Origin of the sequence: Nonomuraea sp. NPDC050404, assembly GCF_040655495.1 — a bacterium.
Lineage (GTDB): Bacteria > Actinomycetota > Actinomycetes > Streptosporangiales > Streptosporangiaceae > Nonomuraea.
This window is the reverse complement of the sequence record NZ_JBFAKB010000018.1, coordinates 81649-105831: the sequence shown is the minus strand read 5'-3', so window position 1 is coordinate 105831 and position 24183 is coordinate 81649. Positions and strand designations below refer to the sequence as shown.

Below are 24183 nucleotides of genomic sequence, written 5' to 3'. Positions count from 1 at the left end.
CTCCTTGGTTCTCATCGGGGGGTTCGCAATCTCTGCTCGATCACTGTCTTGACGTCCACCAGGTGGGCCCGCATGCGCGCCTCCGCCCGCACCGCGTCCCGCGCCTGGATGGCCTGCATGATCGACAGGTGCTCGTCGTGGTCGCGGCGCCGGTCGTCGAAGATCTGCAGGATCTCGCGCTGCTCGGGGCCGTGCACGGTGAGCAGCGAGTCGACGACCTCGTGCAGCACGCTGTTGCCCGCCAGCCGCGCGGTGGCCCGGTGGAAGGTCATGTTCGCGTCGTGTAGTTCGGCGTCCTCGCCACGCAGGTGCCTGCCCGCCTCGTCGAGCGCCCTGCCGAGCGCCGCCAGCTCCTCCTGGCCCGCGTGTTCGGCGGCCATGGCGGCTATCGGGGGCTCGATCAGGATGCGGGCGTCGAGCAGTTCCAGGAGCTGGGCCGCGTGGATCTCACGCATGTTCGGGTTGGGCAGGACCAGGCGCTCGATGTCGGCCCCCACGTAGATGCCGGAGCCGTGGCGCAGCTCGATGGCGCCGGTGGCCTCCAGCCTGCGCAGGGCTTCGCGCAGGGTGGGGGTGGTGACGGCGAAGCGCTGGGAGAGTTCCCTGGTCGAGGGCAGCCTGTCGCCTGGCCGGTGGCCTCCTGTGCGGATGAGCTCCAGCATGCGCTCGGTCAGAGCGTCGGAAAGCGTGGGCCGCGTAACCTCGGACATATCAAGTGATCTAATCACTTAACGCGTCAGGCGTCTACGGTGCACCTTTCTTTCCCCCGCACCGGCTTCCCGGGGCGCGGCCTTCTCGGGAGGCGGGCCTTCTGGGGGCGGCGGCCTTCTCTGGGGGCGGTGGCCTTTCCTGAGGGAGGCGGCCTTCCCGGGAGCGGTGGCCTTCCCGGGCTCTACTTCTTGATCAGGTCCAGCATCATGTCGATCTGTCCTTTTCGGGAGCTCTGCACCTGGCCCGCCCACCGCTGGACTTCCGGGTTGGCGCCGCCCGCCACTTCCGCGGCGGCCATCTGAACGGCGTCGTCCTGGTGCGCGATCAGCAGGTTGAGCAGGTCGTACTCCAGCCTCTTGGAGTTCTTCAGCTGCTGGATGCGTTTGACGTCGGTCTCGGGCATGCCGCCGTGGTGGTCGTGCGCCCCCGTGGCGGGCGTGAGCGGCTGGTCCCAGGAGTGCAGCCAGCGCAGCATCATCTCGACCTCGCTCTGCTGCGTGCTCTCGATGGCCGCGGTGAGCGTCTTGACCTCGGGGTCGTCGGCCCGCGTGGTGCCCACCCTGGCGATCTCGATGCCCTGCCGGTGGTGCTGCACCATCATCTGCACGAACATCACGTCTTCGGCGTTCACCGGCGACTCGGGTTCCTGCTGCCCGCATGCGGCCGCCAGCAGGAGCCCGAGGACCGCCAACAGTCTGCGCACCCGCCTCAACTCCCCAAATAGATAGGAACCTTTCCTATTCGATCCGGAACGGGCGCGCAAGGGCCCCCTTGCCCCTGAGGTCACTGGCCTGGGGCTCAGCCGATGAACCTGTCCATCACCCGGGAATCCTCGAAGTACGTACGGGACTCCACGATACGACCGTCGCGTACGACATATGCGTGAATGGCCGAAATGTCCAGATGCCGCCCCTGGTGCTCACCGTGCACCCGCACCAGCGCGACAGCGACCTCATCGGCAGCAAGAAAGTGCTGCGGCTCCACCACCAGCATGGCCGGCCCCGACCGCAACCTGCCGAACACCCCATCGGCCCCCTGATAGGACCCCGTCAGCCGGTGCTGCTCCCGCTGCGGTGGTGCCACTACTGAGGTGCTCTCACTGAGGTGGCGCTCCCGCGCCTTTCACCTGAAGTCGCGCAGGAAGGCGAGCGCGGCCTCGGTATGGTTCGCCGCTATCCAGGTCATGAACTCCCGGTCGGGGAAGTCCCCGTCCAGCAGCCGCAGCGGCCCCGCGACCAGCGACAGATGCTGGGCGAGCTGGTAGAACCGCATCCGCGCCTCATCCAGACCGTCCACACGCAGCCGCTCATAATGCTCACCGAACCGGATCCGCAGGAACACGTGCTCCCACTCGATGTCGAAGTAGTGCGCGCCATCGATGTCGATCATCACGGGCTCGTCCCGGTCATCCACCAGAACGTGGTCGGGTCCCAGCTCACCGTGGATGAGCCCGTAGTCCGTACGCGGACGCACTGCCGCCCCCAACTCCTTCAGAGCCGCCTCGAACGCCTCCCGCTCGGCCGCGATCCGCTCGACCCGCCCCGCAGCCTCCCGCAGGTCCTTCGTGGCCCACCGCATCACGGTCTCGGGGCACTCCTCCTCCGCGACCGCTCCCGCATCCACCTGAAGGACCTCGCCCGTATACGGCGACCGGCACCGGCTCATCAACCTCAGGCCCTCCGCCAGGCGATCCAGCAGGGGTTCGGCCTTCGCGGGGTCCTGCTGAAGTCGTGCCTCCAGGGTTCCGCCGCGCACATCCTCAACGACGGCGACGTCAGCTCCTCGCAGCCCATTAGCGCGGGACGAGAGATAAGGGCGCGGCTCACTTGCACGAGAGGCGAGATAGAGCCGCGGCACACGTACCCCGAGGCCCTCCAGCCGGTTCCTGGCCGCTTCAAAGGTGTCGAGACCGGAGGCATGCAGGCTGTTCTGCCGGGAGTCGGGCCAGAAGTTCTCCTCCTCGCTCCAGACGTACAGGATGGCACTGCGGCCGTCGTCGGCGCGGAGGCGGTAGACGCCCTTCTTGGTACCTCCACGCAGACGTTCCAATTCGTCCAGTCCGCGGTTGGCCCCGAAGACCTCGCCTGCCAGGGGAGCCACGTCTTCAGCTCGCATAAATCGTCGCATCACCGTCGAAATCCTCCCGGCGAACACGCTCCCCTGTCGAAGCCTTTTCCTAGCTCAGCCCACCACCCTCAACCCGCCCACCCACCATCTCAACCCTGCTCGCCCTGCCGACCCCGCCGCGCAGCCCTGCTGGCCACCGCCGCGCAGCCCTGCTCGCCCTGCCGACCCCCGCCCCACAACCCGGCTGACCTGCTCGCCCTTAGCTCAACAAACGCGTGGCCACTCAGCCTCGCCCGCCGGCACCATCGGCACACCTAGTAATCGGCGCCCCCGTGGTCGGCACCCCGCGACCGGCACCCCACCACCAGACCGCCTAGAGCGGCACCGCCACTATCAGACCGCAAGGTCCAGCACCGCCACCAGCACCAGCACCAGCACCAGCACCAGCACCAGCACCAGCACCAGCACCAGCGACGCCAGCACCCCCACCATCAGACCGCAAGGACCGACACCGCCACCACCAGCACCACCGTGTCCGACACCATCAGCGAGCGAGCGAAGCGGCCCAACAGTCGGCTGCCCCCGGCTGCCCGCAGTTCCGCAGCCCCTCCAACACCTTGTCCAGCTCAGCAATCCTGGCGTTGGCCGGATCGTTGGACTCCTGCTTCGGATCGGCAACGGTGTCGTAGTACTCGGGCTTCGGCTCCCCCTCATACTCCACGTACAGATCACCGGCCGTCCGCACGGCCGCATAAGTGGGCGGCTGCGAATTACCGGCCTTGACATCATCCGCATCCGGATCCGGCCCACCCGGCGCCTGCGGGTTCGGCTTGACGTGCTCGATCAGCGCGGCCTGCCGCCACTCCTTGGCCTTGTGCCCCTGGATGAGCGGCAACAGGCTGCGCCCATCGCGGTTGTCCGGCCCGACGCGGGCCATGTCGAGGAAGGTCGCGTAGAGGTCCACGTTCTGAGTGATCGCCTCGCTCACGAGATCACCGTGCCGCCCGGCAGCCGGCCGCTTGACCAGCAGCGGCACCCGCACATCGTGGTCATAGGCGGTGGACTTACCCCGAAGCAGCCGATGCTGCCCAAGATGGAACCCGTTGTCGCTGGTGAAGACGACGTACGTGTTGCGCTTCTCTTCAGCAGTCAGCGACCCGAGAACCCGCTCCACCATGTCGTCAACCGACTGCACCATGCGGATCCGGTCCCGGAAGTCCTTACGCAGATCCTTGACCACCTTGGCCCCGAGCGGCTCCCGCCGTACCCAGGAGGGTTTGTCGGCCGTGTCCTCGTTGAACCCCGGCAGAGTCGTCACGTCGATGCTCAGGCAGTCGGTCCCACCACAGTCACCATTCGGAAATTCCCCGGCAGGCCACGCCGTCTTCGGCCGATCCCGCCGCGCGGGCGGGAATCGCGGCTCCTTCTGCCCCGCCTGGTAACCAACCCTGGAATGCGGCGAGAACGGCGAAACCTGCAAGAAGAACGGCTCATCCGGCGCATGCTCCCTGGACCGCGCGATGAAATCCACCGCCCGCTCCCCAAGCTCATCGACCAGATAAGTGCCGTCAGACGGATCGATCGGCTTGTCGCCGGCCGTCTCCTCCTTGATGTAACGGGTGAGCTCATACCTGAACTCGTTGTATCCCCCACCCGCCGCCACATGCCATTCATCCCACCCGACCGGCACGTGATAACCGGCCGCCACCGGGTATTCGTTGATGTACTTACCGAGGTAACCGGTCCGATATCCGGCCTGATCCAGCGAGGCGGCGTAGGTGCGCCCTTCGTGCTTCTGGAACGCCTGATACCCGCCCCCATCGGTCCCCTTGTTCGTGGCGACACCCGTGTTGTGCGGGTACTGCCCGGTGAACATGGAGGCCCGCGACGGACAACACAAGGAATTGGACACGTAGTAGTTGCTGAACGTCGTACCGTCCTTCGCCAGCCCACTGACGGTGTCCATGTACGCGAGCAGATCAGCCGACATGTCATCAACCAGGAAGAACACAATATTCGGCCGCTTGGGCGCACCCGCCGCCCCAGCACCTGCCTGCGAGGTGGTCACACTCATGGCCAGAACGATGACCAACGCCACCGCCAGCACTCTCCGAAAGTTCCCCACCACGGACATGACGGCCCCCTTGACAGCGCCGGAAGATCAGGGTTGCGCTGAACGAGGCTAATCTCCCCCGACACACCCAATCAACCGTTCCCCCCTCCAAGCTTCCTGGCAACAGCCACCCGCTCACCGCCAAGCACAGACAACGCGCGCCCACTCACCGCCAAGCACGCACAACGTGCGTCCGCTCCCTGCCGCCAACCTTGGCAAACACGCACCCCTTCACCCCGAACGCTGCAACGTCAGCGACTGAAACCGCAGCTCGTCCCTTCCAACCACATGAAAGTCCACAATCTCGAAGGCGCCCCTCGCGAACCCCTGCAACTCCTCATCACCACGAAAGGAGAAGAACCGAGGAGGCTCATGATCATCCTCTTCGAACAGACCTTCCCCCGTCAGGCTGCCCCCGCCGTACACACCGACAAAGAAAAGCCCACCGGGCCGCACAACCGCGCGCACCGCCTCCATGACCGCCGGCAGGTCACTGTCGGGCACATGCAACAAGCAGTTCATCGCATACACCGCATCAAACGACCCGGGCGCGAAATCCAGTCGCAGGAAATCCATCACATGCGCTTCAAGGCCCTTCTCCCGGCAGAGACTCACCATGGCAGGCGACAGATCAACGGCCACGACCTCCAGCCCGTTCTCCTTGAAGTACGCACTGTCCTGCCCCGTCCCAGCACCAACCTCCAGCAACCGCCCACAACCGTCACCCTTGAGCCGCCCCAGAAACGCCTCACGCTCGGCCAGCTTCCACGGCGCCTTCCCACTGCCGTCACGCCGCTCGGCCCCACCGTCGTATGCCGCCCGAAGCGGACCGATCACATCGTCGTAGCGCAAGCTCATCGCGCCATGATGCCTTACCACGCCGACATTCCAGGCGGATCGGCGGCTACGTTCCGCATCTTCGGGGACGTAGGCACCGCCGTGAACATGAGCGCCAAGCCCAGGCGAAAGTAACGCACAGGGGTCGCCAGCGACCCGTCAGCCCCCGACGTCGCCAGGACGCACATGTTCTGCGAGGAGAACAGCTTCAGGATGCGCTCTACCAACAGTTCTTTCTCAGGCGCTTGGTCGGCGACGGACCAGCCAGCCATTCATTGCTGCCGGGCATGGCAGAGGGTCTCACAGGAGACGCACGAAGGCCGGCGCACGTGCCCCGGTCAGCAAGAAGCAGAAAAAGAGCCCCCCGCGATCATCGCGAGGGGCTCTTCCAACTGGGAGCCGCCTTGGGGATTCGAACCCCAGACCCCTTCATTACGAGCAAAGTGAGTCAGACGCACCCCACCTGCGCAACCAGCGTTTATGCAGGTGGGGTGCGCCATGAGTCCCGAAACGGGTCGATCCTGGCCATTCCTAGCCGATCTCAGCCGACCCTAGCCAAGATCACTCCCCCCAAAAACCTCCCAATTCCTCCCCGCCCTCGGCAGGAGCATGATGGGCGCATGAGCGACCGATGCGAGCACCGCGCCGAGACGCGCCGAGACGTGCCCGGCTACCACGGCCCCGCCGTGCTGATCCCCCGCGAGCAGCACGGCGAGTACCCCGTCCACATACACCTGTGGCACCGGACCGACACGGATTACGCCAGCCTCGGCGGGCCAGACCTGGAGCCAATCATGCACACGCACGGCTGGACAGCCGAGGCCGAGGGCAAGCTCCCAGTCGCGCCGTACGATGAGTACACCGTCAGGTTCCCCGACGGCAGAGAGGCCAAAGCCGGGCTCAACTGCTACCACCGCACAAGCGAACGGCCCGACCAGTGGAGCGGCCACCTCACCGGCGCCGGCCGCACGCCGGCCTAGCTCAACTCCTGCAGCCGACTTCGGAACTCCCCCGCCTCTCGCGCAGGCAGACGAGACGTGAACGCCTCCATCTCATCCATGACCCGACTGGAGTCGATCGCCGCCGCCGTCTCGGCAGCCTCCCCAGCGGCCTCGATCGCCCCCTCGATCTCGCCCTGTTCCAGGCGCGCGGTCGCGATGGCCGTCCACCCCAGAACCCGATCACGCTCATAGTCATGGCCGCGGGCCTGCATCCCCTCGGCCAACAACTCCTCAGCCGTGTCCGGCTCCCCCAGAGCTGAAAACGCCATCCCCACCTCAATCGTGGTGGAAGGCCGCCGCATCCAGTAAACCCATGCCGGGTCGTCCTCCGGCCGTCGGGCGCTCCAATGATCATCAGCACGCAGAAGGGTCTTGGCCGCCGGGAGGGATTCTCCAGCGACCGCGTGAGCCCGGACCTGCCAAGCATCCAGCATCGCGTGGACCGTCCGTGACACCCGCGTTCCCGCGCGAACCCGCGCCGCCTCCAACAGGTCAACCGCCGTCGTGCCATCGCCTGAGTACGTGCGCTGCATCGCCATCTGCGACAGGATGTACGCCCCCGTGCCGACATCACCCGCCGTCGCCGAGGCTCGCAGTCCAGCATGCCAATACCGCTCCGCTGCTGTGTGCTTGCCAGCGTCGAACGCTGCCCATCCAGTGAAGCGGGCCAACTCGGCGGCCGAGGCGTGCAGCCGCCGCCCTACAGCCTCGCTGTACGAGCCGCGAGAGAGCAGCCGTACGACGAGCCGAAGTTGCGAGACTGCGACGTCCAAGCAGGATTCACCGCCCACGAGATCGTCGAGGTGCCACAGCTCAGGTATTCGGCCCTCCACCCAAGAGGCGACTTCTGTGTCCACGCGCTTCCCCTCGACGCCGCGGGCGAGTTGCCCCACCGGCGCGGATGACCACGCATGTGCCAGCATGACGGCTGCCTCGCCAGAGAACGCAAAGAACTGCCGTCGGTCCAATATCGCATCCACGCTCCCAGTCAACGCGAGCATGGCCTGTGGTTCGTCCCACGGTCTTGTCACATCTATAACGTAAGCAAGTTGGAGCCAATCCGGCCACGGCAGCCTAAAGAGGAAATTGGGGTCGATTTCGAGTTCGTCGGCCAGGGCGCGCTGAGAGGCCATCTCAGGGACAGCTTTGCCGTGCTCCCAGCGCCACACCTTTTGCTTGCCTTCGGCCATATTCAGGCCAGACCGCCGAGCGATGATCTTCGCGACGTCGGTCATGCTCCAGCCGCGCTGTGATCGAACATGCGCCAGCGGATGCGCGGCGAGCGGTGGCCTGGTCACGACTGGAAATCCCAACGCTCGGTGTCAACGGGACTACGGCGAGACTACTCCCGAACTATCGCCAGGCGTAGAAGGAAGCGCTTTTCTTAAGTCACCGCTTTGTAATCCGCAAAACCCCTGATCAGGAAGGCCGCGATGTTCATTTGGTGGTCGGAATGAGCCGAAATGATCCGGCAGTGCAGCCCGATCACGATGCTGTGATCGGGGCATGGCTTGCGTTGGAGCCGAGAGACCGGCAACTCGCCGTGCTGCGCCTCAGCTTCCCGCAATGGGCCATCACTCACGAGTACACAGCGAACGGGTGGGCGTGGGTCGCAGTGCTGCCGACCTGGCATCTCACTGAGGACTTTGTGGCCGTCGGCGTGCTGCAACGGCTGGAGCGCACGAACCCTGTCGCTCTCATGGCGGACCTCAGCACTCAACGGAACACCATCCACTACCTGACCCCGCGTCGCACATGAGCCCCCGGCCCGTCCGTTTACATGCGCGTGGCGGCGGGCCGGGCACCACCTTGTTCGCCATCTCACAGGAGCACCGATGCAGCCCCACTGGCACGCCTACACCGCGACCAGCAACCTGGAGGAGCGCCCGCATCCGGATGAGCGCTGGCCGGGGACAGCGGCGTTCATGTCGTCGCGGTGCGCCCCCGGTAAAACACGTCACTGGCTAGCCCGGCCGGCAGGCCAGATTGTGGCGACCTTTGACGATCCGGAGGAGGCCGCCGACTGGCTGGTCACGGAGTACGGGAAGATCGCCGAGTTCTGCAAGTTCCCGGCCACCGAGCCCCTTGAGGAGCGGCACGCGAGGGCGCTGCGCATCCTGGCCGACGGGGAGGACTGGGAGTGGGAGGAGGGGCTGCTCCCGGCCCAGCATTGGACGGCTGCCGTGGTGCGCTGTCCGAACCGGCGCGGCGATTATCCGTGCCCTGCCCCCGCACCCCCCGAGGCCGGCACCCCATGAGCTGGCGCGGCGGCGGTTTCTTGCATTTCCGGGCCGCCGCGCCGGGTGGCCTCGGTCGTCAGGGGGAGCGAGGCCACCACACCACGTCCGGCGACGCCCGTTGCCGGACAGCCGGGGCTTCGTACGCTCCCCGCTACGGAGCCCCGGCGGCCAACGAGTACCAACCCCCGAGGAGAACGATCCATGGCGAAGCAAACGGGACGCATCGAGCCCGAGCTGTATGCGATCGACGTGCCCGAGGACAAGTGGGCGCAGCTCGCCGACACCGGCTTGGAGTACGCGCCGATCGCGAACCAAGACGACTACGCCGTCCGCGACACGGCGCACCCCGAGGTCGAGATCCGCAGGACCGGCGACGAGTGGCGCAAGCTGGGCGCGGCCCTCGGCCGGGGCGCTCCCGCTGAGGAGACGGCCCGCGAGGAGAGCCTCCAGGACATCCATGCGGACGACGACGCGTACAGGTTGATCGACGGCACGGGCCTGGAGTACGCGAAGCTCGACGACCTCGACGCGTACGCCGTCCGCGACGTGGAGCACCCGGGCGAGATCCGGCGGCCCGGCAACGACTGGCGCAAGTTCGGCGCGGTCATCTGAGCGACCGCCTGTAAGCCGCTCCCGGGCCGCGGTGACCCCTCCGGCCCGGGGCCCCGACAGGCGCGGCGGCCCTTCCCGGCCCAGACCCCCAGGTCCGGCCGTCGCGCCACTGGAAGTGATCCCTTGTACGTCCATACCTGGCGCCCGCACATCCCGAACACCACCCGGCGAAAGCGCGTGGTCGAGTCGTCATGGGACGACGAATACCAGCTCTGCCACGAGATGTCCGAGTACTTCGTGACCCGATGGACCGGCCGGTCCCTGGAGGAGACCGCCCGCGGCGACTACCTCACCGCTTTCACGGTGTGGCAGAGCCTCACCGATCGGCGTCAGCGCGAAACCGACCGGGCGGCGTCATGACCGACGTCATACCGTGGATCGGCATGGTGTGGGGCACGCTGACCGTGCTGGCCCTGCTGCCCGTGACGCAGGCTGAGCGGCGGCTCACGACGCACGTCGGGCTTTGCGCGGGCTGCCGGGCGCGACTCCAGACGTACTGGACTCGGAAACGCGCGTGGTTCTGCTCGTTCGGCCGTGTCGGGCCACCGCTGATGACCCTCACTACCGCGACGTTGTGGTGGTCTGTGCCGGTGCTGCCGAAGCTGGCTGACCTGGCCATGGGGTATTTCGCCTGCCTGCCCGTTCTCCCGAAGTGCGCAGGCCCGTCATGTGCCGCGCACCCCCGCAACACCCCCTGATCGTCCCGCCCCTACATGCGGGACTAGCAAGACCGTGGCTCACCCCAACCGCCACACCGAGAAGGGACTCACCATCATGGGTGGAAAGCACGAAGACCCGGACAGCCCCAAGGCCAAGGACATGGACGGCACCGAGGGTGGCACCGGCAGCACCAACGACCAGAACAGGGAAGCCGAGGGCGACCACGCGAAGGGGAAGGGCAAGAAGAAGTGACCGCCACACCTGAGCGCATAGAACGGCTGATCACCGCCGCCAATCCTGTCGGGGACATCAGCGAACCCATCAAGGACGCCGTCCGTACCGTGCCCCGGCATCTGTTCATCCCGGATGTGGGCCTGGTCGTCGAGGAGGACGGGGCGCCGTACCTGATCGACCGGCAAGCCGACCCCGCCGCATGGTGGGACACCGTCTATTCGGGCAGCATCATCGTCACGCAACTTGACGACGGCCGGACTCCTCTGGGCGATCTGCACGGCGACTCCACATCCTCGGCATCCGCGCCCAGCACCGTCGCAGATCTGCTCAACCACCTGGCGCCCGAGCCGGGCATGCGGGTCCTGGAGATAGGCACGGGGACCGGATACACGGCCGCGCTGCTGGCCCAGCTCGTCGGGCACCAAGAGCTGGTCACCTCGGTCGAGGTGGACCCGCAAGTGTCCGAGCAGGCCGCGAAGAACCTCGTGGCGGCCGGTGTCTTCAGGACGCGGCTCCTCGTCGGCGACGGCGCTCTCGGTTGCCCGGACGGGACGCTGTACGACCGCGTCCACGTCACCTGTGGGATCCGCGACATCCCGCATGCGTGGGTCGAGCAGTGCCGGCCGGGCGCGGTCATCGTGCTGCCATGGCATCCCGGCTTCGGCACCAGTCACGCGCTGCGCCTGGAGGTGCAGGACGACAGCACGGCGGTCGGGCGCGTGGTCGGGTACGCCGGCTACATGATGATCCGCTCCCAGCGACGGAAGCCGCTGGAGAACCAACCGCAGTCGGAGGAGCGGCGGAACTACCGGACGGCGCTCGACCCGCGAGCGCTCGACCAACTCGACGCAGGCGCAGACCTGGCCATCGGCGCGCTAACCGGGCTCTGCTCGAACACCACCGAGGGGACCGACGACGACGGTGAGTACCTGCGCATGTGGGTCTCCGACCCGAACGACGCGGCATCGTGGGCCGTCGCCACTTGGCGGCCCGGGGAAGCGGATCACGCAGTGCAGCAGGTGGGCGACCGGCCTGTCTGGGATGAGGTGCTGCACGCCTACGCCCGGTGGGTGGAGTTCGGCGAACCGCACTGGAAGCGGTTCGGCGTGACGGTCACGCCGAACGGCCAGACGGTATGGCTCGATACGCCGGAAGAGGTGCTGAGCAGCATCTGAGCCCGCGGAAGGGCCCCGCCACCTCCCAGGTTGGGAGAGGGCGGGGCCCTCTCGCGTTGCAGGCGTTGCCAGGCATCGAATCGACTGATACCTTGTTGGCTAAGCAAACAACGTTTTAGGGCCTCGCGCCCCACAACTGAAAACGGGCGAGACCAGGTGATTGAGCCCACCGGTCCCGCCCTGATACGAGCCCCCTGACCAAACCAGGAGACCGCACCGTGCGTAACCCTCTCACGCGCCTGTTCAAGCGCGCCACCTCGGCCGAAAAGATCGAGCGGACAAGACCGCCCGCACCCCGCACCCGCGCCAGCCGCGCCGGCGACCGCGCCCTACTCGGCGTCGCCGTCCTCGTCACCGCCGCCGTCTCCGGCGCCGTCGGCTGGATCTCGTTCCGCCACTTCGTAGACCTCGCAATCACCCTCGGAGAAAGGCCATCCGAGGCATTCCTGTACCCCGCCGCCGCCGAGGGCATGGTCATCATGGCCGGCCTCGTCAAGCTCTACTGCTCGCGCCGCGGACTTCGCGTTCCATTGCTGGCCTGGACCGCCCTCGTATTCGGCGTCGCCGTCGCGCTCGTCGTCAACGTCGCGCACGGCTGGGCCAACGGACAAGGTGCCGCCGCGCTGGGCGCGCTCGCCCCGCTCGCGTTCCTCGCGTCCTACGAGCTGCTCATGCGGCTGATCCGCCTCGTCCGCCAGGCGGCCATGCGCGCCACCGAGCCCGCGCCCGAGGCTGCTGAGCCGCACGTCTGCCCCGCCCCCGAGGCCGTCAAGGTGCCCGTCACGATCCGGCGCGTCGTCGAGAAGCCCGTCGAGACGGTCGTCGAGAAGCCTGTCGAGGTCGAGCGCATCGTTGAGAAGCCCGTGCCCGTAACGGTCGAGACGCGCGTCGAGGTACCCACACCGATCGTCCCCGTTGACGCGCTCGACGCCGCACGCATTGCCTACGAGCACAGTCTCAACGGCCCTGGGCGGCCCCTCGGACAGCGCACGCTCGCGCGCCGGTTCGGGATCGAGCACCGCGCGGCCGAGGAGATCATCAAGGCGTCGCAGGAGCCCGCCGACGAGCCGCCCGCCGAGGACCCCGAGGCGGCCCCCGCCGTGACGGACTCGGACCCCGCCGAGGAGACCGCCCAGGACCGTCACAGCACCCCCGCTGACGAGACCCCCGATACGTCCGACGCCGCCCTCATCGCGTGGTTTCGCGCGACGCCCGCCGACGCCCGCCAGGAGGCCGCCGACGACCGTCACAGCACCGCGCCGGAGAAGGCCGCCGACGAGCGCGCCGCGACAGCCGAGAACGCCCCGCGACCTGCGGCTGTGACGATCAGCGCCGCCCCCGAGGCGCCCGCCAACGACCGTCACAGCACCCCGCCCGAGGAGGCCGCCGAGGAGGCCCGCGAGACGACCGCCGACGAGCCGTCCGTGACGGTTCCCGAGCCGCCCGTCGAGGCCCCCGCCGTACCGTCACAGCGCACCGCCCCACAGGCCCTGACGATCCTCTTCCAGGCGCCGCCCGACGAGCCTTCTGTGACGGTTCCTGAGGAGCCCGCGCGACCGTCGCACGACGACGGCATGAGCGCCCTTGACCGCGCCATCGCCCAGGCCATCGCCGACCGTCACCGCCTGCCCGCTCTCAACGGCCACGACCGCTGAAGGGACTCGTCATGATCGTGTTTCTCGCCGTCGTCATGACCGCCGCCGTGCTCATCCTCAGCGGACTACGCCCCGCCTCCCGCGACGACCTCACCCGCCGTCAGATGTGCGCCGCCGTGCGCCGCGCCGGAGTCGTCCGCTGCACGCTCATCGCGGTCTGCGTGCTCGCCGCGGTGCCGGTCATCCTTGCCGCTGTGGCCGTGCTCACGGTCCTCGGCACGATCGATGCCGGGATCGAGGTCCTGTGGCCTGGCACCGCGCGCACGATGGAGGCCGCGGCGTGATCGAGCAGCACCGCTCCGGACCGCGCGCCGCCGACGGCGCGCGGCCGAGCGCCGACCTCGAACCGCTCGTCTACGAAACCGAACTGGTCGAGGACCCGCCCGCCGAACCGTCCGAGCCCGGCCACGAGGTCGAGGCTCGGCGGCCCGCCGGCCCCGCGCTGGTGCAGCCGTCCGAGCAGACCATGCGCGCGGCCCGCGCGCTCGGCGTGGCCGCGTTCACGGTCGGGCAGGGCTGGCACTCGTGGGCAGTACGCGGCTACGACGGATGGACGTTCGGCGTATACCGGCGACAGATCCGGGCGGCCGAGGCGATGGGCGACCGGGAAGCGCTCGCCGACTGGACCGACCGCAAGCAGCTCGCCGTCGAGCGCCGTCACAAGCGGCTCATGGAGCTGCCGCTGCTCGCCCTCGGCCTGCTCAAGATGTCCGTGATCGGGTCTCTCGTGCTGGCTGTGCTCGTGCCGCTGGTCGCCACGCTGGTGTGGGCGACCGGCGGCGACGGCATCGCGGTGTTCCGGTGGGTGCGCGACACGATCCGGTGGCTGTTCGACGCCGTAGCGTTCATCTGGCCGTGGGTCGTCGTCAGCCTGCCCGTCGTGCTCGTGGCCGGCGGGTGGCGTGAAGGCCGCCGACGCGGGAGCACACCCTCATGGCTGGCCACCTCGGCAGACGCAGACGTGGACGTGGCCATCGACGAGACAACGATCGCGAAAGCGCTCGGCGCTCTGCGGATTTCGCTGATCAACGCCTACCTCAAGCAGGGCCTGCCCCTGCAGTTCCTCGTGCCCGCCCGCAAGGACGGACGCGGCACGTACGCCGAGATCCGCCTACCGATGGGCGTGCCCGCCGAGGAGATCAGCAAGCCGGAGAAGCGGGCCGGCCTGGCGACTGGCCTGTACCGCGCGACCAAGGAGGTTTGGCCCACCACCGGCGATGAGGCCGGAATCCTCAAGCTGTGGATCGCGGACAAGGGCGCGCTGGCTGAGGGCGCAGGCGCTCACCCGCTGCTCACTGCGGGCCTGGTGGACGTCTTCAAAGGCGTCCCGTTCGGGAAGACGCTGCGCGGAGACCCCATGGTCGCGCCGCTCATGGAGCGCAACACGATCACCGGCGGCATGCCCGGTCAGGGCAAGTCGAGCGGAGCCCGCGTCATCATGGCCGGCGCCGCGCTCGACCCCACGGCCGAGCTCCGCATCTGGGTACCCGACGCGAATTTCGACTTCGAGGTGTTCCGTCGGCGCTGCTCGCGGTACGTGATGGGCGCCGAAGACGAGAAGATCGAGCAGATTCGCGACGACTTGCTTGAGCTGTACGCCGAGGTTCAGGCGCGCGGCGAACTGCTGATCGAGCACGAGGAGCCCGCCGTAACCCGCAAGCTCGCGGACGCGGGGATCGGGCTGCATCCGCTGGTGTGCCTCCTGGAGGAGGCCCATATCGCGATCACGCACAAGGAGCACGGGGAGGAGATTTCGCAGCTCCTGATCGACATCGTTCGTCTCGGCCGGAAGCGCGGTATCCACCTGATCGTGTCCACGCAGGCCCCGACGAAGGACAGCATGCCGCGCGACGTCACCCGCAACTGCTCGAACGGTGTCGCGTTCGCGGTCGGTGACCACGTGGCGAACGATGCCCTGCTGGGCGCTGGCGCGTACCGGGGCGGCCACCGCGCGACCGAGCTGATCCCCGGCGTTGACCGGGGAACGGCCATCGTGAAGGGTTTCACCGGGGAGCGCTCCGACGTCGTACAGGTCTATTTCCTGTCGATCAGCAAGGGCAATGACCAGGTGACCCCGATCCTCGACCGGGCCATGTCCGCGATCGAGAAGCGCGGCACGGGGCTGCCCGGCCGGCATCGGTCCGTCCGGGCGGTCGAGCCGCCGCGTGACCTGCTCGACGACCTTGACGAGGTGATGGGCGACGAGCCGATCCCCGTCGCTGATCTGCCCGCGCTGCTGGCCAGGCTCGCGCCGCGTTGGCTGCCGTACCGGTCGTTGACGGGCAAGGCGCTGCGTGAGCAGCTCGCCGACGCGGGGGTACGGGTGCCGAGCACGGGCAACCGGTGGCCTGTGTCGCCTGAGGCTGTCCGTGAGGCGCTTGCGGAGCGTCGGGCCGTCGAGGAGGAGGGGAGTTAAGTTAGGTCCTCCTGGCGGAGCATGGGGCCGTCTGGAGGGCCTAAAGGGGCGCTCTTGCGAAAGCTCGATCGACCTAACTTTGCTAACTTTGTGCAGGTCAGATGGCCGGTTAGGTGGGCATCGCGGCGCAGTTACGGACCTAACTCGATTCGCTCGATCTAACTTCCCCGAGTCGCGCCCTCGCACGCCGCTCGCGGTGCCCGCTCTCGCCGAGAGCGGGCGTTGCTATTTCTCCAGGCGGAACCCTACGACGTAAGGGTTTCCCGAAGGGTTCCCGAAACCCTTCGGCGAACCCATGTAGGGGTAGGGGGAAGGGGGAAGGTTGTGTGATACCTCTCCCTCTCGTACAACTACAGGTTGTCTCGGCTACGCCTCGACGCGGCGACGGATGGTGAGGGTCGAAGCGCATCAAATCCGCGCTCTCCAACGAGGTTTATCAACGGCCATGCGGCCACGCTGAATCTCCACTACCTGCGCAAACTTCAGGCCTCCTGCCCTCAGTGACGAGCCGTTCGGCTCTTGCGCTCATCTGCGTACCCCCAGCCGAAAAGGGTTCTCGACAGCATGATCTCGACACCGAGAGAGATCACCCCAGGAGGGGACATGAACAAGCGCGAACTCATCGACGGCCTCAGCGAGGCTCTTGGGGGCTCGATCAGCAAGGCCGACCTCAAGAACGTCCTCGACGCGTTCCAGCTCGTCGTGACGCAGGAGCTCGTCGAGGGTGGCGCGGTGCAGCTCCAGGGGCTCGGGGTGTTCGAGACCCGCGAGCAGGCGGCGACCACGGCCCGCAACCTGCACACGAACGAGCCGGTGCAGGTGCCCGCCCGGACCGTCCCCAAGTTCCGCGTGTCTAACGTGCTGAAGACGAAGATTCGTGAGAGTGCGCGGGCTCTCGCGTAACTCTCCTGCAGCACTCTGCGCACGCGGTCAGCGGCCCGCCCCTCTCCTCTCGGGGGCGGGCCGCTTCCATGTCCGGATGTCTTGACGTAAGGCTCTCAGAGCCGCCGTGAGCGCCTCGCGGGCACATGCCGGACAGAAGGGGCGCACGAGGGCATCTCAGAGCCGCACAGACCACCACAGAGCCCGCCAAGCCCACACACGCGAAAAGCGGCCCCGCCCTCCGAAGAGAGCGGGGCCGCTTCCATGCTCAGGGCCTACTCAGCCGGGGTGCTGGTCCGCAGCCACGACGGCAGCAGCGCCTGCACCGACGGCAGCGCCATCACCCGCGCGAAACCGCCCGCGACCGCCAGGCCGCCCGCGACCCACGGCAGCGTCTCGGGGATACCGGCCGCGCCCACGATGGCCGGCAGCGCGACAGCGAAACCGACCGCAGTCTGCAGGCCGGTCCTGACAGCCCTCTTGTTGTCCTCGCTCATGATTCCTCCAGACATGAAGAAACCCCGGACCGGTCGGCGCGGGGCGTGGAACGTGCTCGGCGAGCAGCCGCTACAGGCGCAGCAGCCGCCGCCAGGTCTTCGGCCCGACGATCCCGTCCGGGGCCAGGCCCTCGGCGCGCTGGTAGGCGATGACGACCGCCCGTAGCGCGGCGTCGAACGAGGTGGACCACAGCGCGCCCGGGTCGTAGCCCCTCGCGAACAGCAGCCCCCGGAGGGTCTTGACCGCCCACGCCTCATCGTTCGCGGCCAGCTCGGGCAGCGCGCCGATCAGCTCACGCCACGTCAGCGCGCCCACGATCCCGTCAGCATCGAGCCCCTCGGCGCCCTGGAACAGGCGCACGAGCGTCTTGAGCGCGGCGTCGAACTCGGTTGAGAGCAAGTCCGCGGGCACGTACCCGCGCGCGTGCAGCAGCCCCCTGACGGTCTTGACGTGCCAGTCCGTCGCGCCGAGCTTGAGCATCGGCAGCAGCTTGGCCAAGTCCGCCGGCGTCGAGCTGGGCGACGCCGACGAACCGCCCCCCGAGGGCCTCGGCGCACCAGCCTTGACCCACGCGTACAGCGGCCCGCCAGGGCACGCCGTGGCGTAGCCGTCCCGGTGGCCCTTGATCTCGACGCCCGCGCGACCTTCCTTGCGGAGGTACTCGATCGCGTCGCGCACCGCGTGCTTGACCCCCTCGTTCGGGGTGGTGAACCCGCTGGAGCCGACCAGGGCCAGCACGGCGTAATGGCCGGCGTTCAGCCCCGGCCCGTTCGCGGCGACCAGATGGCCAGGGCCACGGCCCATGAACACCTTCCTGTGCGGACACGCGACCAGGCTGTAGCCGATGTCCACATACCTCGTTTCGCGCCCACCCGACATGTGCATCCGCTGCACATCCCGCACGAGCTGCACACAGACGCTGTGGTCGTCCACGATCCGAGCGGGCACCGGCCCGCCTGTGTAGTGGACCTTCACGCCTCGTGTGCTTGACACCCGCGTGTACGAGCCGGTCGCCTTGGCCGCGCCCCACTCCTTGCGGCTGATGATGTCGGCCACGTCACCCTCCCTTGGCCGCGAAGTTGATGATGGTCATGACCAACGAACCCGCGCCGAGGACCGCCGCCAGAGCGGGGAGAGGCCACCGGCCGCGCTCCAGCACCCTGATACGGGTCTCATGGTCCGCGACCTCTGACACGACGCTGGCAAGATTCCCGCCGATTCCTTCGACCTTGCCGCCGATCTGGTCAACCTTGCGGTCGGTCTGCAGGAGCTGGTCATAGATCTCCCTGGCGCCGATCTGGACGGGGCCGAGGGGGTCGAGGTGCGTCACCGTCACGCGCCCTCCGTTCATATCTGTACGGCGAGAGTGCCGTGAGCGATTGTGACCGCCTCGTGCAGGCGGCCAAGTTCAGGAGGAAGGCCAGAACCCCGCGTCGCGGCCGATCTGGATCAGCCCTCTCAGCGGATTGAAAAGCTGGTTGACGACGTCCGCGCGCAAGTCGTTGTAGTTCGAGGCGGTGGGGGTGCCGCCGATGGTGGCCGGACTCGTGAAAGACGCCGGATAGGTGGGGGCGTCCTCAGCAGGTTGGACGCCGCCGCCCACCTCGTGCACCGTCCCATCCGGCTCGATCACCCGCAGGCCGCCGCTGACCGCATAGACCTTGACGCCACCCGACTGTGGGGACGGCTCGGACACGTTCGGGATGAACAGCGCCCCCGACGTCCGGGTCACGGGGGCACCGAGCCGTGTCCTGACCTGGCTTTCCAAGGCGGCGATGCGATTCTCAAGCGCTTGAATGATCTTGATCTGGGTCGCGCCGGTCGCGTCGAATCCGCTCATGCAGCCACCTGGCTTTCCGTGACGCACTTGATGCGGTCCTTGCCGGAACCGCGCTGCCCGGGAGTGAGCTCGTAGCCGATCAACCGCATCCGCCTGTCGAAGCTCGCGGAACCATCGGAACGGATCGGATACCTCGCGTTGTTGAGGATGGCGCGCACCTGTTCACCCAGCGACGTAGGCCCAAGCGTCGCCTTCGCGCCGAGGATCGCGTCGAACGTGAAAACCGACGGCGCGCCCGGCGCGGTGGCCGCCCAGTACGCCGCGTACCGGTCCACCTCATCCTGATCGGTCGAGGCGGACGGATGCACCGGCCGCTGATCAATCAGCGGCCACCCTGCAGCAACGTGCGGCGTGACGATGAGCGCGGCCCGCACGGCGGTCGCCGTCATCGTCGCGTCCTCCTGCTCAGGCGTGCCGCCGAAGGACCCCCAGCGATTCCCGCCCGACAGAGCGGATCGGACCTCGCGCCAGTTCGTGATCGTGCCGCGGCCCTCGGCCGCCTCAACGAACGTGTGCACCGCAGACTTGATGATCTTCGGGGATCCCCACTCCCACGACCGGATGATGCTGCCATCCACAACCCTGCCGTTGACGGTGTACTCGAAACCGTCGCTGGCCTTGGCGAACGCCTGCAACACCTGGCCGTACCGCGCGCTGCCATCGGCTTTCGCCTCCAGCAGGCGAAACACCCCCGACGACCCAGCCATGAGGCCGAAACCCGGATTTGAGGAGGGATTCGCCATCATGTGCAACAGCAGGTCACGGGCGTTCTGGATCTGGTCGTCACCGAATACCAGGTCCGTGTCATCCTCGATCGCGACGTAATTGAGGTACCCGTCCAGAGTCGAACCGCGGAGATCCATATAGACGCGACCGCGCTCATCCCTGCCCGTCTCCGTCGTGTGGATCCAATGCGGACCCCACAGCACGCCAGACCGCCACGTGTGGATGAGGAGGCGGCCAGGACCTGACGTGAGGTCGTCAGCGTCCGCCGGGAACAACCGGTTGATCCGATCCGCCTCACGCGGATTGGCCAAGTTGAGGCGGCCCGACCAGGAGCCCGGCTCGTTGATGTACTGGCTGAGACGCACGTCCGACGGCCGAATGTCCGCCAGGTACTGCCCAGTCAGGAAATCGTGGACCGTGTACCGCATCGTGGTCTCGCCGCGGCCCGGCATGGTCGCCGGGAACTCCGGCGGCGTCGGCGGGGTGCCGCCACCCGAGCCGGTAGACCTGACGAGGATGGTGAACGCGTGGCCAGTGAAGTTGTTTGGGTCAGGCGCCAGATTGAGCGCGGGCACCTGAGCGTTGGTGACGTAGGAGCGGACGGCCAGGGTGGCAGTGACCGTACCGCCGAGCGTGATCACGTCCAGACCGTTGTACCCGGACAGTTGCGGCCACGTGACGTCATCGTCGTACGGGCTGGCAGCCGCGTACCGGATTTCCACGCCGCTGGCGAAGCCCGGCGACGCGGCCGGCGCAACGAACCCGTTCGCTGACTGGACAACGACGTTGGACAGGGTGGCGAGACGCAGCACCAGAAGGATCACGGTGCCGTCGGTGTCCTCATCCTCCTGCCGGACCCTGTAATGGGTCGGCTCCCCGGACGTGACCGGCTTCGCCCAGATCTCGCTACCAGCCCAGTCGCTGCCGGCGCGAGAGCCGAGCGGCTGCCACGTGCCGCCCCCGCTGATCGACATGGAGTTGAGAGAGCCCCAGTCGCTGGAGTGGAACGCCAGGATCAGGTCGCCCGGCTGAGCTTCCCCCCGCTCAACGTCTTCCTCTTCGGTAATTGAGAGGGGGGTTGCGGCTACGCTGCGCACCTCGGCGGGCATCCGTCACCCCCCGTCAGAGCCATGCATGCCGCCAGAACGCGATGATCGGCGGCGCGGTCCCGGTCTCCGTCTCATAGCTGATCTCGGACAGGCCGCGCCCCAGCACCCAGTCCGGGAGGCCGATGCTCGCGCCGGTCAGGTCGGACTCGACGGACTCGCCGCCGACCTCGGCCGCCGCGTTCTCGATGTCCACGATCAGCAGTTCGCCGCTGCCGACAGTGATGTCAAACTCCAGGACCCTCAGGTCCTCGGTGCCGTCAGCGAGGGTGCGGAACACCTCCAAGCGTGGGGTCACCGCGGGGCCTGGGATCCTCACCAGCGGGCGCGTGCGCCTGTTGCCGAGGTTGGTGACGGCGACGGTTTGGCCATCGGCGATGGCCGCGTTGCCCAACTCCTGGCTATAGAGACGGGGATCGCTGCACTTGATCTGCAGAGTGGCCCGCGCCAGACCCAACCGATAGTTCTTGTCGATCTTCGCCGTCCGGCGGATCACCTTGCCCCTGGTGATGTAAATGCGGTCCAGCACCTGAAGGGCGAGAGAGACCTCCTCGTCGGCGTCCGCCAGCGGGGTGCCGTCGCGCCATTCCTCCATCACCGCGCGGATATCCGTTCTCGGAACCGAGATGTTGAAATTCGCGGTGATGTAGCGGGGCTGCGGGAGCGGCGTCCCGGACTGGGCGCCGTCCGACGAGGGGTTGAGGACGTCGCCCTCATCAACCGCGGGCATGTCGATGTCGGCGCCGACCAGCTCGCCCACGAGGTGGTACGGGGTGCCGCCGCCCATCTTGAAACCATTGAGGCTGAGCTGCCCCGGGCCGTCGAGGTCGGCACCGGGAACGACCGGCACACCGACCTCAGGGCTTGGGAACGTCCAGCCGATCATGATTGGCTCCGGCCGGACAGTGACGTCCACCCTGACGGACGGCGTCGGCAGGCTCCACGGCGCGATGATCGGAGCCGGAAACACCTGCGTCGGCGGCGAACCAGTGGTGGACACGTCCGGGGTGGGAAGGCTCCACGGCGCGACGATCGGAGCTGGCTCGACACCAGCGCCGGCCGCGATGGCTGGGGCCGGAAGCGACCATGATGCCAGGATCGGGGCGGGGGTTGCTGCTGTGTCCGTGCCAGCGTTCCGCCGGAACCTCTGCGCCCGCCACGCGATGGGCGGCCCCTCCTCGGTCAGGACGCCTGCGCCGCCACTGAGGGTCAGCCCGCCGCCGCTGTAGTCGGTGGGCTCGGCGACTGTGAATGGGTACCAGGCCGCCAGATTGTTGGTTCGCCTGGGCTGATATGTATACGACTCAGCTTCCATTTCGGCGACAGAAAGCGTAGCTTGGTAAACCTTGACGGCCGCCATCGCGCCATTGAGCCACTCGCCGCCAGAGAAGGTGGATCTGCCTATGAGGAGCGTGTCCGGCGTGAACACGCCGGGCGTAAGAGTAGGCGCATATTGGGTGAAGGTTGCCGAGTTCGCGGCCCGCACGATGGTCGTGCATGTGGTGCCGCTGACCGCTACCGCAATGTAATACCAGGTGTTTAGGGCGAGTTCTTGCAGCTCATTGGGAAACTCGCCAGTGGTATTCAGGACGGTTAGCATCGTCCCGCCCTGGCTCGCCTGAACCAGGAAATATTCTGGATTGGTGGAATTATCCAATTCCCAGAACGTAGACCAGTCATTCCGATCTACGGATATCTTGCCCCAAAAAGTGACCGTGAACTGCGTCGTAGCGCCCCAAGCAAGGCCGGTGCGCGTGTAATGCTGGTTGTCGGCAGAGAACCGTACCGCCACAGGTTCGCCTCCCTTCTACTAGGAGACGAGGACTTTGTTTAGCCAAGCATCCCCGGAAAGGTTGTCCGCCACATTGCCGCCGACCCTGGAGATTTTGAGCCACACCTCATCACCCTGAGCCAGTGAATCGAGACTGCTGCCCGACAGGGTCAGAGTGGCGCGCATCAGTCGCCTGGCTGTGGTCCCCAAGTGGGCATCGTCCACGGTCACAGCCGTTCCGTAGCTCTTGGCAGACGGATCCGTGGCGTCCGTTTCCGGAGTGACAGCGGCAATAGCAGCCTGCCAACGAACCGTCCCGCTGGTGGCAGTGTCGGCCCCCCACAAAATCGTGACTGTGACGTTCCCCGACGTGTAATCAGTGGCGGACAGAGACCAGAACGCATCCCGAGTCGCGGAATCGTTGAAAGCCAGCCATGACGCCGGAGACACCGAGCCAGGGAACTTCTTGAGAACCGCGATATTGGAGGCGAGAACCGACGCCTCATCCGGATACAGCTTGTCCTTGAAAGGCAACGCAACCCCCTTACGGCGTGCAATCCAGAACGGCGGCGCCCGCAGGATCCAATGTCACCAAGAAAGTGCCGTCCTGCGTCTCCTTGGGCGCCCCAAACCAGACCGCGAGCAGAGCCCTGTTACTGACGCTCGGCGCGTACGCCAGATAGCCCTCAGCGACAATCGTGCTGTCGTCGAGCTGCAAATTGTCGAAGTCCCACACCATGTTCCCGGAAGAGGCAACAATGGTGGTCGAGACGATCGCGAGGCCACCAGCGGTATATCCGACACCCGCGCTCTCGTTGGCGAGCAGCCAGGTATTCGCGTTGTACGCGGTATCCGTCGTGAAATTCGGCGTGACCGACGACCCGAAAAAAGCGGCCTTCCACTGACTCTCAGAGCCGAGGTCAAGCGCCAGCTCGTTTTCCCATTTATCGACATGGGTCTGCGCCATGACGCCGCTACCGGACCACGACATCAGCTCTCACCCCCCGCCGCCAGCTCCTGCATGGACTGCACGAGCGGCCCGAAATCACGCTGGATTCGGGCCAAGCGAGCGACCTCGGCCGCCAACAGCCGCTCCAACTTCGCGACCCGCTCGGCGGCCTGGTCATCCTGGGCGTGCCGCGCGCTGGCCACCTTCTGCTCCAGAGAGGCGATAACACCCGGCAACCTCTGCAGGTCATCGGCCGCCCGCAACCACGCCCGCGTCTGGTGCGTGGTCTTCATCGCGTCACGCTTCGCGGCCCGCGACTCCTCCGAGCCCTCCTCAGCGTGCGTGTTCTTCGCGGCGACCATCGCGTCATCGATCGGGAAGCACGCCATCGCGAGCTCGGTCTCCTGCCTCCTCTTAAGCCGGCTCATGGATCGCCGCCTTCATCCGCACGACGGGAGCGCGGACGTGCACGTCCTGGTGGGCGCCCCCGCGCTCGTCGGTCCTGTTGGTGACGGTCGTGACCGCGCCGCTCTCCGTGATCTCGGTCACCTCGCGCCGGCGCCGGTCGGACTCGTCGCGGAACTCACGCCGCTGCGGCGCGGACCGGCCACCGTGCACCTGGAGGCTCTTGCCGCGCATGTACGCGCCGAAGGTCTCGGCGCCATTGGGATCCCAGGGCATGCCGGGATC

Annotated in this window: 30 protein-coding genes; 12 read left to right on the top strand and 18 right to left on the bottom strand. The window is 67.3% G+C overall.

The window, feature by feature from the left end:
• Nucleotides 1-11 precede the first annotated feature (11 nt).
• The 7 genes from AB0I81_RS40385 to AB0I81_RS40355 all read right to left on the bottom strand — a co-directional run bounded on the left by AB0I81_RS40385 (nucleotide 12) and on the right by AB0I81_RS40355 (nucleotide 6000).
• Nucleotides 12-710 (bottom strand): FadR/GntR family transcriptional regulator, encoded by a 699-nt coding sequence (locus AB0I81_RS40385; protein WP_360668658.1) that lies wholly within the window; start codon nucleotides 708-710, stop codon nucleotides 12-14.
• A gap of 182 nt (nucleotides 711-892) precedes the next feature.
• Nucleotides 893-1414: a DUF305 domain-containing protein gene (locus tag AB0I81_RS40380; RefSeq protein ID WP_360668655.1), complete on the bottom strand. Its 522-nt coding sequence runs from the start codon at nucleotides 1412-1414 to the stop codon at nucleotides 893-895.
• Nucleotides 1415-1509: 95 nt separating this feature from the next.
• Nucleotides 1510-1794, bottom strand: a complete 285-nt coding sequence (locus AB0I81_RS40375; RefSeq protein WP_360668653.1) for a nuclear transport factor 2 family protein — start codon at nucleotides 1792-1794, stop codon at nucleotides 1510-1512.
• Between the two features lie 39 nt (nucleotides 1795-1833).
• Nucleotides 1834-2811 (bottom strand): phosphotransferase, encoded by a 978-nt coding sequence (locus tag AB0I81_RS40370; RefSeq protein WP_360668650.1) that lies wholly within the window; start codon nucleotides 2809-2811, stop codon nucleotides 1834-1836.
• A gap of 511 nt (nucleotides 2812-3322) precedes the next feature.
• Nucleotides 3323-4876: a sulfatase gene (locus AB0I81_RS40365; protein WP_360668647.1), complete on the bottom strand. Its 1554-nt coding sequence runs from the start codon at nucleotides 4874-4876 to the stop codon at nucleotides 3323-3325.
• A gap of 246 nt (nucleotides 4877-5122) precedes the next feature.
• Nucleotides 5123-5749, bottom strand: a complete 627-nt coding sequence (locus tag AB0I81_RS40360) for a class I SAM-dependent methyltransferase (protein WP_360668644.1) — start codon at nucleotides 5747-5749, stop codon at nucleotides 5123-5125.
• Between the two features lie 14 nt (nucleotides 5750-5763).
• Nucleotides 5764-6000: a pyridoxamine 5'-phosphate oxidase family protein gene (locus AB0I81_RS40355; protein ID WP_360668641.1), complete on the bottom strand. Its 237-nt coding sequence runs from the start codon at nucleotides 5998-6000 to the stop codon at nucleotides 5764-5766.
• Nucleotides 6001-6348: 348 nt separating this feature from the next.
• Here AB0I81_RS40355 and AB0I81_RS40350 point away from each other — a divergent pair, with 348 nt between their 5' ends.
• Nucleotides 6349-6708, top strand: a complete 360-nt coding sequence (locus AB0I81_RS40350) for a hypothetical protein (RefSeq protein WP_360668638.1) — start codon at nucleotides 6349-6351, stop codon at nucleotides 6706-6708.
• Here the strand turns inward: AB0I81_RS40350 and AB0I81_RS40345 are convergent.
• Nucleotides 6705-7964, bottom strand: a complete 1260-nt coding sequence (locus AB0I81_RS40345; RefSeq protein ID WP_360668635.1) for a hypothetical protein — start codon at nucleotides 7962-7964, stop codon at nucleotides 6705-6707. The two genes, AB0I81_RS40350 and AB0I81_RS40345, sit on opposite strands and share 4 nt — an antisense overlap.
• A 218-nt stretch (nucleotides 7965-8182) precedes the next feature.
• On the opposite strand from AB0I81_RS40345, the gene AB0I81_RS40340 reads away from it, so the two are divergent.
• The 11 genes from AB0I81_RS40340 to AB0I81_RS40290 all read left to right on the top strand — a co-directional run bounded on the left by AB0I81_RS40340 (nucleotide 8183) and on the right by AB0I81_RS40290 (nucleotide 16624).
• Complete coding sequence (locus tag AB0I81_RS40340; protein ID WP_360668633.1) at nucleotides 8183-8488, top strand: hypothetical protein; 306 nt, start codon at nucleotides 8183-8185, stop codon at nucleotides 8486-8488.
• Nucleotides 8489-8564: 76 nt separating this feature from the next.
• A complete protein-coding gene (locus AB0I81_RS40335) occupies nucleotides 8565-8987 on the top strand; it encodes a hypothetical protein (protein WP_360668630.1) in 423 nt (140 codons plus the stop codon).
• A 183-nt stretch (nucleotides 8988-9170) separates the two neighbouring features.
• Entirely contained in the window at nucleotides 9171-9581 is a 411-nt protein-coding gene (locus AB0I81_RS40330; RefSeq protein ID WP_360668628.1) for a hypothetical protein, read from the top strand.
• 123 nt (nucleotides 9582-9704) lie between these two features.
• Nucleotides 9705-9941: a hypothetical protein gene (locus AB0I81_RS40325; RefSeq protein WP_360668625.1), complete on the top strand. Its 237-nt coding sequence runs from the start codon at nucleotides 9705-9707 to the stop codon at nucleotides 9939-9941.
• The gene (locus tag AB0I81_RS40320; protein WP_360668623.1) at nucleotides 9938-10279 is read left to right on the top strand and encodes a hypothetical protein; all 342 of its coding nucleotides are present in this window, start codon (nucleotides 9938-9940) and stop codon (nucleotides 10277-10279) included. Before AB0I81_RS40325 ends, AB0I81_RS40320 begins: the two co-directional genes overlap by 4 nt.
• Before the next feature lie 76 nt (nucleotides 10280-10355).
• Nucleotides 10356-10493 (top strand): hypothetical protein, encoded by a 138-nt coding sequence (locus tag AB0I81_RS40315; protein ID WP_360668620.1) that lies wholly within the window; start codon nucleotides 10356-10358, stop codon nucleotides 10491-10493.
• Complete coding sequence (locus AB0I81_RS40310; RefSeq protein ID WP_360668617.1) at nucleotides 10490-11650, top strand: methyltransferase domain-containing protein; 1161 nt, start codon at nucleotides 10490-10492, stop codon at nucleotides 11648-11650. The genes AB0I81_RS40315 and AB0I81_RS40310 overlap by 4 nt, the downstream gene beginning before the upstream one ends.
• 218 nt (nucleotides 11651-11868) lie before the next feature.
• Nucleotides 11869-13305: a DUF2637 domain-containing protein gene (locus AB0I81_RS40305; protein WP_360668614.1), complete on the top strand. Its 1437-nt coding sequence runs from the start codon at nucleotides 11869-11871 to the stop codon at nucleotides 13303-13305.
• 11 nt (nucleotides 13306-13316) lie between these two features.
• Entirely contained in the window at nucleotides 13317-13589 is a 273-nt protein-coding gene (locus AB0I81_RS40300) for a hypothetical protein (RefSeq protein WP_360668611.1), read from the top strand.
• Nucleotides 13586-15721, top strand: coding sequence for a hypothetical protein (locus AB0I81_RS40295; RefSeq protein ID WP_360668608.1), 2136 nt, complete (start codon nucleotides 13586-13588; stop codon nucleotides 15719-15721). Before AB0I81_RS40300 ends, AB0I81_RS40295 begins: the two co-directional genes overlap by 4 nt.
• A 603-nt stretch (nucleotides 15722-16324) precedes the next feature.
• A complete protein-coding gene (locus AB0I81_RS40290) occupies nucleotides 16325-16624 on the top strand; it encodes an HU family DNA-binding protein (RefSeq protein ID WP_360668605.1) in 300 nt (99 codons plus the stop codon).
• Between the two features lie 254 nt (nucleotides 16625-16878).
• On the opposite strand, the gene AB0I81_RS40285 is transcribed toward AB0I81_RS40290, so the two are convergent.
• The 10 genes from AB0I81_RS40285 to AB0I81_RS40240 all read right to left on the bottom strand — a co-directional run bounded on the left by AB0I81_RS40285 (nucleotide 16879) and on the right by AB0I81_RS40240 (nucleotide 24174).
• Nucleotides 16879-17100, bottom strand: a complete 222-nt coding sequence (locus tag AB0I81_RS40285; protein WP_360668602.1) for a hypothetical protein — start codon at nucleotides 17098-17100, stop codon at nucleotides 16879-16881.
• A 70-nt stretch (nucleotides 17101-17170) separates the two neighbouring features.
• Nucleotides 17171-18157 (bottom strand): N-acetylmuramoyl-L-alanine amidase, encoded by a 987-nt coding sequence (locus tag AB0I81_RS40280; RefSeq protein ID WP_360668599.1) that lies wholly within the window; start codon nucleotides 18155-18157, stop codon nucleotides 17171-17173.
• A gap of 1 nt (nucleotide 18158) precedes the next feature.
• Nucleotides 18159-18437, bottom strand: coding sequence for a hypothetical protein (locus AB0I81_RS40275; protein ID WP_360668596.1), 279 nt, complete (start codon nucleotides 18435-18437; stop codon nucleotides 18159-18161).
• A gap of 72 nt (nucleotides 18438-18509) precedes the next feature.
• Nucleotides 18510-18941 (bottom strand): hypothetical protein, encoded by a 432-nt coding sequence (locus tag AB0I81_RS40270; protein WP_360668593.1) that lies wholly within the window; start codon nucleotides 18939-18941, stop codon nucleotides 18510-18512.
• Nucleotides 18938-20776, bottom strand: coding sequence for a hypothetical protein (locus tag AB0I81_RS40265; protein ID WP_360668590.1), 1839 nt, complete (start codon nucleotides 20774-20776; stop codon nucleotides 18938-18940). The genes AB0I81_RS40270 and AB0I81_RS40265 overlap by 4 nt, the downstream gene beginning before the upstream one ends.
• Nucleotides 20777-20789: 13 nt before the next feature.
• Nucleotides 20790-22565, bottom strand: a complete 1776-nt coding sequence (locus AB0I81_RS40260) for a LamG-like jellyroll fold domain-containing protein (RefSeq protein ID WP_360668587.1) — start codon at nucleotides 22563-22565, stop codon at nucleotides 20790-20792.
• An 18-nt stretch (nucleotides 22566-22583) separates the two neighbouring features.
• Entirely contained in the window at nucleotides 22584-23078 is a 495-nt protein-coding gene (locus AB0I81_RS40255; protein WP_360668584.1) for a hypothetical protein, read from the bottom strand.
• A gap of 10 nt (nucleotides 23079-23088) precedes the next feature.
• Nucleotides 23089-23535, bottom strand: a complete 447-nt coding sequence (locus AB0I81_RS40250) for a hypothetical protein (protein ID WP_360668581.1) — start codon at nucleotides 23533-23535, stop codon at nucleotides 23089-23091.
• Complete coding sequence (locus tag AB0I81_RS40245; RefSeq protein WP_360668578.1) at nucleotides 23535-23921, bottom strand: hypothetical protein; 387 nt, start codon at nucleotides 23919-23921, stop codon at nucleotides 23535-23537. Before AB0I81_RS40245 ends, AB0I81_RS40250 begins: the two co-directional genes overlap by 1 nt.
• Nucleotides 23908-24174: a hypothetical protein gene (locus AB0I81_RS40240; protein WP_360668575.1), complete on the bottom strand. Its 267-nt coding sequence runs from the start codon at nucleotides 24172-24174 to the stop codon at nucleotides 23908-23910. The genes AB0I81_RS40245 and AB0I81_RS40240 overlap by 14 nt, the downstream gene beginning before the upstream one ends.
• Nucleotides 24175-24183 lie beyond the last annotated feature (9 nt).